General features: G+C 60.2%; 11 protein-coding genes. 8 read left to right on the top strand and 3 right to left on the bottom strand.

Annotated elements, in window-relative coordinates; genetic code table 11:
* Positions 1–66 precede the first annotated feature (66 nt).
* Both ACE4QZ_RS07805 and bfr read left to right on the top strand, forming a co-directional pair.
* Positions 67–285: a bacterioferritin-associated ferredoxin gene (locus ACE4QZ_RS07805; protein ID WP_003254947.1), complete on the top strand. Its 219-nt coding sequence runs from the start codon at positions 67–69 to the stop codon at positions 283–285.
* A 198-nt stretch (positions 286–483) separates the two neighbouring features.
* On the top strand, positions 484–957 hold the full coding sequence (bfr, locus tag ACE4QZ_RS07800) for a bacterioferritin (protein ID WP_003254948.1): 474 nt from the start codon (positions 484–486) through the stop codon (positions 955–957).
* 57 nt (positions 958–1014) lie between these two features.
* On the opposite strand, the gene grxD is transcribed toward bfr, so the two are convergent.
* The gene (grxD, locus tag ACE4QZ_RS07795; protein ID WP_021781969.1) at positions 1015–1350 is read right to left on the bottom strand and encodes a Grx4 family monothiol glutaredoxin; all 336 of its coding nucleotides are present in this window, start codon (positions 1348–1350) and stop codon (positions 1015–1017) included.
* 91 nt (positions 1351–1441) lie between these two features.
* Positions 1442–3550, bottom strand: coding sequence for a molybdopterin-dependent oxidoreductase (locus tag ACE4QZ_RS07790; protein ID WP_410480427.1), 2109 nt, complete (start codon positions 3548–3550; stop codon positions 1442–1444).
* 372 nt (positions 3551–3922) lie between these two features.
* Between ACE4QZ_RS07790 and argF the strand changes: the two genes are divergently transcribed.
* Both argF and ACE4QZ_RS07780 read left to right on the top strand, forming a co-directional pair.
* Positions 3923–4843, top strand: coding sequence for an ornithine carbamoyltransferase (gene argF / locus ACE4QZ_RS07785; protein ID WP_021781967.1), 921 nt, complete (start codon positions 3923–3925; stop codon positions 4841–4843).
* Entirely contained in the window at positions 4840–5949 is a 1110-nt protein-coding gene (locus tag ACE4QZ_RS07780; protein ID WP_103463188.1) for an ABC transporter ATP-binding protein, read from the top strand. The genes argF and ACE4QZ_RS07780 overlap by 4 nt, the downstream gene beginning before the upstream one ends.
* A gap of 38 nt (positions 5950–5987) precedes the next feature.
* Here ACE4QZ_RS07780 and ybaK read toward each other — a convergent pair whose 3' ends face one another.
* A complete protein-coding gene (ybaK, locus tag ACE4QZ_RS07775) occupies positions 5988–6458 on the bottom strand; it encodes a Cys-tRNA(Pro) deacylase (protein ID WP_021781965.1) in 471 nt (156 codons plus the stop codon).
* Between the two features lie 301 nt (positions 6459–6759).
* On the opposite strand from ybaK, the gene ACE4QZ_RS07770 reads away from it, so the two are divergent.
* The 4 genes from ACE4QZ_RS07770 to glpD all read left to right on the top strand — a co-directional run bounded on the left by ACE4QZ_RS07770 (position 6760) and on the right by glpD (position 11855).
* Complete coding sequence (locus ACE4QZ_RS07770) at positions 6760–7611, top strand: MIP/aquaporin family protein (protein WP_084850135.1); 852 nt, start codon at positions 6760–6762, stop codon at positions 7609–7611.
* 51 nt (positions 7612–7662) lie between these two features.
* Positions 7663–9162 (top strand): glycerol kinase GlpK, encoded by a 1500-nt coding sequence (gene glpK, locus ACE4QZ_RS07765; protein ID WP_021781963.1) that lies wholly within the window; start codon positions 7663–7665, stop codon positions 9160–9162.
* 101 nt (positions 9163–9263) lie between these two features.
* The gene (glpR, locus tag ACE4QZ_RS07760) at positions 9264–10019 is read left to right on the top strand and encodes a DNA-binding transcriptional repressor GlpR (protein ID WP_021781962.1); all 756 of its coding nucleotides are present in this window, start codon (positions 9264–9266) and stop codon (positions 10017–10019) included.
* A gap of 297 nt (positions 10020–10316) precedes the next feature.
* Positions 10317–11855, top strand: coding sequence for a glycerol-3-phosphate dehydrogenase (gene glpD, locus ACE4QZ_RS07755; protein ID WP_103463189.1), 1539 nt, complete (start codon positions 10317–10319; stop codon positions 11853–11855).
* Position 11856 lies beyond the last annotated feature (1 nt).

Below are 11856 nucleotides of genomic sequence, written 5' to 3'. Positions count from 1 at the left end.
TTTGACAAGCATTCTCATTAACATTAAGCTCCAACCCATCGACCCAACCAGCGATGGTCAGCCCTTATGTATGTGTGTCTTTGTGTCGGCGTTACCGACGGACAGATCCGCGATGCGATCTATGAAGGATGCTGCAGTTACAAAGAAGTGCGAGCCGCGACCAATGTCGCCAGCCAGTGCGGCAAATGCGCCTGCGTGGCCAAGCAGGTGGTCCGCGAGACCCTGACCGAACTTCAGGTCAGCCAGGCAGCCCTGCCCTACCCCGTCGAATTTACCGCTGCCTGAACCCAGAATTTCAAGAACCGGACCTGGCGTCCGGTTTTTTTATGCCTGAAATTCAACAAGTTAGCGCTACAACGCGGTTCACAAACATTCTTATTCCTATTAATTTTCACTTATTATTCAAGAACTTAGGTTTGACACACCTAAGTATCGGGCTCAAACTTCACTGGATTGACACTTCTACAGGGCAGGAACCCCGACATGAAAGGCGACGTAAGCGTCATCCAGCATCTCAACAAGATCCTCGGAAACGAGCTGGTCGCGATCAACCAGTACTTCCTGCACGCACGCATGTACGAAGATTGGGGGCTGAACAAACTCGGCAAGCACGAGTACAAAGAATCCATCGATGAAATGAAGCACGCTGACAAACTGATCAAGCGTATTTTGTTCCTCGAAGGTATTCCTAACGTTCAGGACCTGGGCAAACTGCTGATCGGCGAGCACACCAAGGAAATGCTCGAGTGTGACCTGAAGATTGAACAGCAAGGCCTGGTCGACCTGAAGGCCGCCATCGCCCATTGTGAAACTGCTGGCGACTTCGGCTCGCGTGACGTGCTAGAAGATATCCTCGAGTCCGAGGAAGAACACATCGACTGGCTGGAAACCCAACTGGGGCTGATCGACAAGATCGGTATCGAGAACTACCTGCAGTCGCAGATGGGCGAAGAGTAACTACTCGCCCCATAAAAAAACCCGCGATCAGCGGGTTTTTTTATGCTTGCCGGTAGATCAGGCTTCAGAAGCCTTGGCCTTGGCAGCCGCTTCCTTGATCAGGGTTTGCAGCTCACCGTTCTCGAACATTTCCAGCATGATGTCGCTGCCGCCAACCAGCTCACCGGCTACCCACAGTTGCGGGAAGGTCGGCCAGTTGGCGTATTTTGGCAGGTTGGCGCGAATTTCCGGGTTCTGCAGGATGTCGACGTAGGCGAACTTTTCACCACAACCCATCACGGCCTGCGATGCACGCGCAGAGAAGCCGCACTGCGGGGCATTCGGCGAGCCTTTCATGTAAAGCAGAATGGTGTTGTTGGCAATCTGCTCTTTGATCGTTTCGATGATATCCATGTAGCACCTCGGCTGAACTATCCGACACAGTCGTCGGCACGGTGTCGCATTGTATCGGAAAGCCGAGCGCCGTGCTCGGCCTTGCCGTTCCTCAAGCGGCCTCGACCTGCACGGGTACGCCATTGAGCGCAGCGTTTCCGGAAACCTGGTCCCGAAAGCGTTCGTCAGTCAGGTCATTGGCACTCACGCCGGGTTGCGCCTGGGCGATCTGCAGGTGCACGCCCTGACGACCATGACCAAAGCCGTGGGGCAAGCTGACCACACCGGGCATCATGTCTTCGCAGGCCTGCACCTCGACCTCCAGTGAGCCAGTACGCGAACGGATGCGCACGCGCTGGCCATCCTGCAGTTGCCGCTGCTGCAAGTCTTGCGGGTGCATCAACAGCTGATGCCGTGGCTTGCCTTTTACCAGGCGATGGAAGTTGTGCATCCACGAGTTGTTGCTGCGCACATAGCGACGCCCAATCAGCAGCAGTTCGCCCGGCACTGGTGGCGTCATTTGCGCCAGGCGCTGCAGGTCGTCGAGCAAAACCTGAGGGGCTGCTTCGACAGCCTTGCTGGCAGTCGTCAGCCGCCCTGCGAGGTTGCTGCGTAAAGGCCCCAGGTCAAGCCCATGCGGGTGATCGTCCAGTGTTGCCAAGGAGAGCTGCCAAGGCGTTGCTTCACCATAGCGCCCTTTGCGCAGGGCTTGATCAATCATCTGCGCAGGCGACCAGGTCGGTTTCAATTCCAACTCGGCACGCTTGGCAAACGCCTGGGCCAGGCCGACGAAGATCTCCCAGTCATGCAGTGCCCCCTCCGGCTTGGCCAGGATCGCCCGGTTGAAGCGCGTGACGTTGCGCACTGCCAGCAGGTTGAAGGTGCTGTCGTAATGGTCATTTTCCAGCGCTGAGGTGGAAGGCAGGATCAGGTCGGCATGGCGGGTGGTTTCGTTGATGTAGAGATCGATGCTGAGCATGAAGTCCAAACCCTCCAGCGCTGCATCCAGCTGGCGACCGTTAGGCGTGGACAACACAGGGTTGCCGGCAACTGTCACCAGCGCGCGCACCTGCCCTTCACCCGATGTAAGCATTTCCTCGGCCAGGGCCGCCACCGGCAGCTCGCCGCCGTACTCGGGCAAGCCCGACACACGGCTTTGCCAGGCATTGAAATGCCCGCCCGAGGTGGTCGCCACCAGGTCGACGGCAGGTTCCGTGCACAACGCGCCGCCTGTGCGGTCGAGGTTGCCGGTCACCAGGTTCACAAGTTGTACCAGCCAGTGGCAAAGGGTACCAAATGCTTGGGTCGAGACGCCCATGCGGCCGTAACACACGGCCTGCCCGGCAGCGGCGAAGTCGCGTGCCAGCTGGCGAATGTCCGCTGCAGCGATACCACACTGGGCACTCACGGCCTCGGCACTGAACGGCGCAATGGCCTCACGCACCTGCTGCAGGCCGTTGACCGGCAAGTGCGAGCCCCGTGCCAGGCCTTCTTCGAACAATGTGTTGAGCAAGCCGCACAACAGGGCTGCATCACCACCGGGGCGTATGAACAAATGCCTGTCAGCCATTGCCGCCGTTTCGCTACGTCGCGGGTCAACCACCACCAGGCGCCCACCACGCGCCCGAAGGGCCTTCAGGCGCTTCTCCACATCCGGAACGGTCATGATGCTGCCATTGGAGGCCAGTGGGTTGCCGCCAAGAATCAGCATGAATCCCGTGTGGTCGATGTCCGGAATCGGCAGCAGCAGCCCATGCCCGTACATCAGATGGCTGACCAGGTGTTGGGGCAACTGATCCACTGAAGTGGCAGAGAAACGGTTACGGGTCTTGAGCAGGCCCAGAAAGTAGTTGCTATGGGTCATCAAGCCGTAATTGTGCACACTCGGGTTGCCTTGGTAGACCGCCACGGCATTGCGCCCATGGGCCTGCTGGACCGCCCACAATTTTTCGGCCGCCAGTGCAAAGGCCTCATCCCAGCCAATGGCTTGCCAATGGTCGCCTACTCGCCTGTGTGGCTGGCGCAGGCGATCCGGGTCGTTCTGAATGTCCTGCAACGCCACGGCCTTGGGGCAGACATGGCCACGGCTGAACGGGTCCAGTGGGTCGCCCTTGATCGAGCTGATCAGGGCTCGCCCGTCCTCCTCATGGCTGACTTCGATGTTGAGCCCGCAGATCGCTTCGCACAGGTGACAGGCACGGTGGTGCAGGGTCTTGGTCATGGCCGCCTCTGCCTTGTTGTTGTCGAAAAGTGACTATGCGCCCGGCCCCTCCCCGCGGCCAGTGCGCTTCGCCGCGTGAATCCACCGACATCAGGCGCACGATTTACGACAGCCATTTGCCAAATTGCCAGCAAGCCGTGTACAACCTTGTGTAGCAAATAAAGAACAGCACGGCCATCGGGCAAAGACACCGTTTGCAACACCCTTTGCGATCAGGCCGCTTTTCCCCCCTTGGCTTCAGGCGACATTTACTTATAGTATTGCGCCTTTCCCTATTTCGTCCGCCCCGTGCGGCTTACGCCGCAGGTCATTCCCGTTGTCAAAAAAACCATACGGTCGACCTGCATACCGTTGCAGATAAGGTAGTCAATCATGAGCGCTAGGCACTTTCTCTCCCTGCTGGACTTCACCACCGACGAATTGCTCGGGGTGATCCGCCGCGGCATCGAGCTGAAGGACCTGCGTAAGCGAGGCGTGCTGTTCGAACCCCTGAAGAACCGTGTACTGGGCATGATCTTCGAGAAGTCCTCGACCCGTACCCGAGTGTCCTTCGAGGCCGGCATGATCCAGCTCGGCGGCCAGGCCATCTTCCTGTCGCCTCGCGACACCCAACTGGGCCGAGGCGAGCCGATTGGTGACAGCGCCATCGTGCTGTCGAGCATGGTTGATGTGGTGATGATCCGCACCCACGCCCACAGCACCCTGACCGAGTTCGCCGCCAAGTCGCGCGTGCCAGTGATCAACGGCCTGTCCGACGAATCGCACCCGTGCCAACTGCTGGCCGACATGCAGACCTTTGTTGAACACCGCGGCTCGATTCAGGGCAAGACCGTGACCTGGATCGGCGATGGCTTCAACATGTGCAACTCCTATATCGAAGCCGCCACGCAGTTCGATTTCCAGCTGCGCATCGCCTGCCCCGAAGGCTATGAGCCGGATCAACGTTTCATGGAACTGGGCGGCGACCGCGTGCAGATCATCCGGGATGCCAAGGAAGCTGTGCGTGATGCTCACCTGGTGGTCACCGATGTCTGGACTTCCATGGGTCAGGAGGAGGAAACTGCACGGCGCCTGGCGCATTTCGCACCTTACCAGGTCACCCGCGAACTGCTCGACCTGGCTGCACCCGATGTCCTCTTCATGCACTGCCTGCCCGCCCACCGTGGCGAGGAAATCAGCCAGGACCTGCTCGACGACCCACGTTCGGTCGCCTGGGACGAGGCTGAAAACCGCCTGCATGCACAGAAGGCGCTTCTCGAATTCCTTGTAGAACCGGCTTACCACCACGCATGAGTCAACCCCTACTGCTCAACCTGCGCAACCTCGCCTGCGGCTATGGCGACCAGCGCATCGTCCAAAACCTCAACCTGCACCTGAACGCAGGCGACATCGGTTGCCTGCTGGGTTCATCCGGTTGCGGCAAGACCACCACCCTGCGCGCCATCGCCGGTTTCGAGCCGGTGCACGAAGGTGAAATCCACCTGGGCGGTGAGGTCATTTCCCGGGCTGGCTTCACCCTGGCCCCGGAAAAGCGCCGCATCGGCATGGTGTTTCAGGACTACGCGCTGTTCCCGCATCTTACCGTGGCGCAGAACATTGCCTTTGGTATCGCCAAACACCCACGCCAGACCGCCGTCATCGAAGAGATGCTGGAACTGGTCAAACTCGGCGGGCTGGGCGGTCGTTACCCGCATGAGTTGTCTGGTGGCCAGCAGCAACGTGTCGCCCTGGCCCGGGCGCTGGCGCCCGAACCGCAACTGTTGCTGCTTGACGAGCCGTTCTCGAACCTCGACGTAGAGCTGCGCCGTCGCCTGAGCCATGAGGTTCGCGACATTCTCAAAAGCCGCGGTACCAGCGCCATTCTGGTCACTCACGACCAGGAAGAAGCCTTTGCGGTCAGTGACCAGGTCGGTGTCTTCAAGGAAGGCCGCCTGGAACAGTGGGACACGCCCTACAACCTTTACCACGAGCCGCAGACGCCATTCGTGGCGAGTTTCATCGGCCAGGGATACTTCATCCGTGGGCAAATGAGCAGCCACGAAGCGGTCAATACCGAAGTGGGTGAGCTGCGCGGTAACCGCGCCTACATCATGGCGCCGGGCAGCTCGGTGGATGTACTGCTGCGCCCCGATGATATCGTGCATGCACCAGGCAGCGCGCTACTGGCAAACATCGTGGGCAAGAGCTTCCTCGGGGCATCGACGCTCTATCGCTTGCAGTTGCCCACCGGTAGCCAGCTGGAAGCGATCTTCCCTAGCCATAACGACCACGAGGTCGGTGAGAATGTGGAGATTGCAGTGAAGGCCGATCACCTCGTGCTATTCCCTGTACCGGGTAGCGTTGCGGCACAGTTGCCACGCCAGGAGAATGGCGTGCGTCGTTACAGTTCGGCGACTTGACTTCAGCGCCAGGGGGCCGCTTGGCGGCCCCCCTGTTCTCAGCCTCGACCAATCCCGGCGAACGAGCCCTGCGTATACTCCGCCAGCACCGCCGCTGCCAACTCCACTTCCAGGCCACGCCGACCGGCGCTGACATGGATAGTTGCAAAATTCTGCGCCGAGTCATCGATAAAGGTCCGCAGACGCTTCTTCTGCCCTAGTGGGCTGATCCCGCCCACCAGGTAACCGGTCGCCCGCTGCGCCGCCGCCGGGTCGGCCATCTCGCACTTCTTTACCCCGGCAGCATGGGCCAGGGCCTTGAGGTCCAAGGTCCCCACCACAGGCACAACCGCTACCAGCAATTCTCCTTTCTCGCTGCTTGCCAGCAACGTCTTGAACACCTGTTGCGGGTCGAGCCCGAGCTTTTCTGCCGCCTCCAGGCCATACGACGCCGACTTCGGGTCATGTTCATAACTGTGCACACGATGCTCAGCACGGTGCTTTTTCAACAGGTCTAGGGCGGGGGTCATGCAAGGGCTCCAGTCAGGGACGACTCGGCGGCTACTTTAGGACAATTCCTACATCCCAGCCAGCGCACCGCGATCGCGCGCCTCTAGTACGGGATCCGCATCTTATTCTAGCGGCCATATCGTGACTGACCGTTCACTTTCGACCTTTGACATCAGCGTTTCTTGTCTATATTTTTTCGTTTCTGAATAAGCGGTGCACTTTTAAGGTGCATTTCCTACATCATCCGGGGTCAATGGGGATAGACACCGGGTTTTGCTGTCGAGCGCCACGCGCCTCACAACAAAAAAAACGAGGTCATACATGACGACTGCTCTGCACCAACCCACGCTGTCCAGCCAGTGCCTGGCCGAGTTTCTCGGCACCGCCCTGCTCATCTTCTTCGGTACCGGCTGCGTCGCCGCGCTCAAGGTTGCCGGCGCCAGCTTCGGGCTTTGGGAGATCAGTATCATCTGGGGCGTGGGCGTCAGCATGGCCATCTACCTCACCGCCGGTATTTCCGGTGCGCACCTGAACCCAGCCGTAAGTATCGCCCTTGCACTGTTCGCAGGGTTCGACAAGCGCAAGCTGCCCTTCTACATGCTGGCCCAGGTATGCGGCGCATTCTGTGGCGCGGCACTGGTCTACACGCTGTACAGCAGTCTGTTCTTCGATTTCGAACAGGCCCACGCCATGCTGCGCGGTAGCGAAGGCAGCCTGGAGCTGGCCTCTGTGTTCTCCACCTACCCGCACCCGTCCCTGTCCACCAGCCAGGCATTTCTGGTCGAAGTGGTGATCACTGCCATTCTGATGAGCGTGATCATGGCCCTGACCGACGACAACAACGGCCTTCCGCGCGGTGCCATGGCACCGCTGCTGATCGGCCTGCTGATTGCGGTGATTGGGAGCGCCATGGGCCCTTTGACTGGCTTTGCGATGAACCCGGCCCGCGATTTCGGGCCAAAACTCATGACATTCCTCGCCGGTTGGGGCGAAATCGCCTTCACTGGCGGGCGGGATATTCCTTATTTCCTGGTTCCGGTATTTGCACCGATCGTTGGCGCCTGCCTGGGTGCAGCGAGCTATCGCGGCCTTATTGCACGCAACCTGCCAGTAGCGCCCGCCGCGACCCCAGAGACAAATGACATTCGCCAGGGCGATACTCAAGCCAATTGATGCCGCCACCACGCGCAGCCCTGACCCTCTATTCTTGCAAGGCCTACGACCATGACAGACACCCAGGATAAGAACTACATCATCGCCCTGGACCAGGGCACCACCAGTTCGCGGGCGATCATTTTCGACCGTGACGCCAATGTTGTGGGTACCTCCCAGCGCGAGTTCGCACAGCACTACCCACAGGCGGGTTGGGTCGAACATGACCCGATGGAGATTTTCGCCACACAAAGCGCGACCATGGTCGAGGCCCTGGCCCAGGCAGGCATCAGCCACGCTCAGGTCGCCGCACTGGGCATTACCAACCAGCGCGAAACCACTGTGGTGTGGGACAAGGAAACCGGGCGCCCGGTGTACAACGCCATTGTCTGGCAATGCCGCCGCAGCACCGAGATCTGTGCCCAGCTCAAGCGTGACGGCCATGAAGGCTACATTCGTGAAACCACCGGCCTGGTCACCGACCCGTATTTCTCCGGCACCAAGCTGAAGTGGATCCTCGACAATGTCGACGGCGCCCGTGAGCGCGCCGAGCGTGGCGAACTGCTGTTCGGCACCATCGACACCTGGCTGATCTGGAAATTTACCGGTGGCAAGGTTCACGTCACCGACTACACCAACGCCTCGCGCACGCTGATGTTCAACATCCACAGCCTGCAGTGGGACGACAAGCTGCTGGAAATCCTGGGCATCCCACGGCAAATGTTGCCTGAGGTGCGCCCCTCTTCTGAAGTGTATGGCCACACCAAGAGCGGCATAGCCATCGCCGGTATCGCCGGCGACCAGCAATCGGCACTGTTCGGCCAGATGTGCGTGGAGCCGGGCCAGGCCAAGAACACCTACGGTACTGGCTGCTTCCTGTTGATGAACACGGGTGACCAGGCGGTGAAGTCGTCCCACGGCCTGCTCACTACCATTGCCTGCGGCCCGCGTGGTGAGGTGGCCTATGCACTGGAAGGCGCGGTATTCAATGGTGGCTCTACCGTGCAATGGCTGCGTGACGAACTGAAGATTGTCAACGACGCCCTGGATACCGAGTACTTCGCCAGCAAGGTCAAGGACAGCAACGGCGTGTACCTGGTACCAGCCTTTACCGGCCTGGGCGCCCCATACTGGGACCCGTATGCCCGCGGTGCGTTGTTCGGCCTGACACGTGGCGTGAAGGTAGACCACATCATCCGCGCCGCACTGGAGTCCATCGCCTACCAGACCCGCGATGTCCTCGACGCCATGCAGCAGGACTGTGGCCAGCGCTTGTCCGAACTGCGTGTGGACGGTGGTGCCGTGGCCAACAACTTCCTCATGCAGTTCCAGGCCGACATCCTCGGCACCTGCGTGGAGCGGCCGCAAATGCGCGAAACCACGGCACTGGGCGCCGCCTATCTGGCTGGCCTGGCCTGTGGCTTCTGGAGTGGCCTGGACGAGCTGCGCGACAAGGCGATCATCGAGCGCGAGTTCAGCCCGCAGTTGGACGAAACGCAGAAAGAAAAGCTGTATGCCGGCTGGAAGAAAGCAGTCAAGCGTACCCGTGACTGGGAAGATCACGAGGCATGATACCTGTGGGGGCCGCCATACGGCCCCCATCGTCCACTGGCCGTCATCCCTTTCCTACGGCATCATTGCAGAATTTGTCCGGCAGCCCCAAAGGACCGCCCATGAATCTGCCCCCCCGCCAACAACAAATCCTCGAACTGGTGCGCGAACGCGGCTATGTCAGTATCGAGGAAATGGCGCAGCTATTCGTTGTCACTCCCCAGACTATCCGGCGCGACATCAACCAGCTTGCCGAGCTCAACCTGCTACGCCGCTACCACGGCGGTGCGGCTTACGATTCAAGTATCGAAAATACCGCCTACGCCATGCGTGCCGACCAGATGCGCGACGAAAAACAGCGCATTGCCGACGCCGTGGCCCGACAGATTCCCGACCATGCCTCGCTGTTCATCAACATCGGCACCACCACCGAATCGATTGCCCGGGCACTGCTCAACCACAGCCACCTGAAAGTCATCACCAACAACTTGCACGTGGCTGCGATCCTGGCCGCCAAGGACGATTTCGAAGTGCTGGTGGCGGGTGGCACGGTGCGCCGAGATGGTGGTGTAGTCGGCCAGGCCAGTGTCGATTTCATCAACCAGTTCAAGGTCGACTTCGCCCTGGTGGGCATCAGCGGTATCGACGAGGATGGCAGCCTGCTCGATTTCGACTATCAGGAAGTGCGGGTGTCGCAAGCCATCATTGCCAATGCCCGACAAGTGATCCTCGCGGCCGATTCCAGCAAATTCGGGCGCAATGCCATGGTGCGTCTGGGCTCGATCGACCTGGTCGACTGCCTGGTGACCGACCAGACACCGACCCCAACCCTTACCCAATTGTTGAACCAGAACAAGATCAGGCTTGAGGTGGTTTGAGGGCTGGCGGGTGCATGCCGCCAGATATGTGGCGGCCGTGAGATCAAATGCGGCCCGCGCGGCGCATCGCGAGCGAGGCTCGCGCCTGCATCGTTTTCGGGCCAGTTATGCCTGAGACAGCGCGCGCGCCCAGAACCCTGGCCGCCCCCTAAATTTTCGTAAATGTTCACTTCATTGTCATTTGATCAGTTTTTTCTATAGAGACTGACTGGCGACCGGCTTTCTGTTGCGCTAATATTTTCGCAAACGAACATCAATGTTCATATTCGATGTGAACAGCCCCAGGAGGCCTTGCCCGTGTCCCAGCCAGTTTCGTCCCAGCCCCCAACAGCCGACTGTTATGACCTTGCCGTGATCGGCGGTGGCATCAATGGCGTGGGCATCGCTGCCGACGCCGCTGGTCGCGGCTTGAAGGTCTTCCTTTGCGAAAAGGACGACCTGGCCCAACACACGTCGTCAGCCAGCAGCAAACTGATTCACGGTGGCTTGCGCTACCTGGAGCACTACGAATTTCGCCTCGTACGCGAGGCATTGGCTGAACGCGAAGTGCTGCTGGCCAAGGCGCCGCACATCGTCAAACCTATGCGCTTCGTGCTTCCGCACCGCCCGCACCTGCGCCCTGCCTGGATGATCCGCGCCGGCCTGTTCCTCTACGACCACCTGGGCAAGCGCAAGCGTCTGGGCGCCTCGCGTAGCCTGCGCTTCGGCCCGGGATACCCGCTTAAGCCAGCAATCACCCGCGGCTTCGAATACGCCGACTGCGCTGTCGATGACGCCCGCCTGGTGGTACTCAACGCCATGGCGGCACGTGAGCTAGGCGCACATATCCACACCCGCACCCGCTGCTTGCGCGCCGAACGTGTAAAGGGCTTGTGGCAGGTAGAACTGCAGCACGCCGATGGCACCCTCCAGACGATCCATGCCCGCGCACTGGTCAACGCCGCCGGCCCGTGGGTGGCCAGCTTCATCAAGGACGACCTCAAGCTCGAGGCGCCTTACGGCATCCGCCTGATCCAGGGCAGCCACCTTATCGTGCCGCGCCTGTATGAAGGTGAACATGCCTACATTCTGCAGAACGAAGACCAGCGCATCGTCTTCTGCATCCCGTATCTGGACCGCTTTACCCTGATCGGCACCACTGATCGGGAATACAGCGGCGACCCGGCCTCGGTCGCCATTACCGAGCAGGAAACACACTACTTGTTGAAGGTGGTCAACGAGCACTTCAACCATCAACTGAGCCCAGCCGACATCCTGCATACCTACTCCGGCGTTCGACCGCTGTGCAACGATGAATCGGACAACCCTTCGGCAGTGACCCGGGACTACACACTCGCCCTTTCGGCGGACGAAGGCCAGGCACCGTTACTGTCTGTGTTCGGCGGCAAGCTCACCACCTACCGTAAGCTGGCCGAATCGGCCATGGCCGAACTCAAGCCCTTCTTCACCCAGATGCGCGGCGCCTGGACTGCCAGTGCGCCACTGCCGGGCGCAGAGGGCATGACAACGGTACAGGCGCTGATCGATGCCGTACTGGCACGTTGCGGCTGGTTGCCTGTTGACCTGGCCAAACGCTGGGTGCTCACCTACGGCAGCCGCGTGTGGCGGCTGCTTGATGGCGTTCACGGCCCCGAAGACCTCGGGCAGGCTATCGGCGCCGGGCTGTTCACCCGCGAGGTGGACTACCTGCTGGAGGAGGAATGGGCAGAGCAAACCGCTGACATTATCTGGCGTCGCACCAAGCTGGGCCTGTCGCTGACCGCGCAGGAGCAGATGGCCCTGGGGGCGTATCTGCAGCAAGCCCGCAAGGTGCGCACAAATAGCCGCGCAGCCTGAT

The organism is Pseudomonas sp. DCA-1, assembly GCF_046523955.1.
GTDB lineage: Bacteria > Pseudomonadota > Gammaproteobacteria > Pseudomonadales > Pseudomonadaceae > Aquipseudomonas > Aquipseudomonas putida_Y.
The sequence above is the reverse complement of the archived record's forward strand: the minus strand, read 5'-3'. Positions and strand labels throughout refer to the sequence as shown.

Coding starts and splice junctions, on each gene's coding strand:
- ACE4QZ_RS07805 (WP_003254947.1), top strand. CDS start 67: ATGTATGTGTGTCTTTGTGTCGGCGTTACCGACGGACAGATCCGCGAT.
- bfr (WP_003254948.1), top strand. CDS start 484: ATGAAAGGCGACGTAAGCGTCATCCAGCATCTCAACAAGATCCTCGGA.
- grxD (WP_021781969.1), bottom strand. CDS start 1,350: ATGGATATCATCGAAACGATCAAAGAGCAGATTGCCAACAACACCATT.
- ACE4QZ_RS07790 (WP_410480427.1), bottom strand. CDS start 3,550: ATGACCAAGACCCTGCACCACCGTGCCTGTCACCTGTGCGAAGCGATC.
- argF (WP_021781967.1), top strand. CDS start 3,923: ATGAGCGCTAGGCACTTTCTCTCCCTGCTGGACTTCACCACCGACGAA.
- ACE4QZ_RS07780 (WP_103463188.1), top strand. CDS start 4,840: ATGAGTCAACCCCTACTGCTCAACCTGCGCAACCTCGCCTGCGGCTAT.
- ybaK (WP_021781965.1), bottom strand. CDS start 6,458: ATGACCCCCGCCCTAGACCTGTTGAAAAAGCACCGTGCTGAGCATCGT.
- ACE4QZ_RS07770 (WP_084850135.1), top strand. CDS start 6,760: ATGACGACTGCTCTGCACCAACCCACGCTGTCCAGCCAGTGCCTGGCC.
- glpK (WP_021781963.1), top strand. CDS start 7,663: ATGACAGACACCCAGGATAAGAACTACATCATCGCCCTGGACCAGGGC.
- glpR (WP_021781962.1), top strand. CDS start 9,264: ATGAATCTGCCCCCCCGCCAACAACAAATCCTCGAACTGGTGCGCGAA.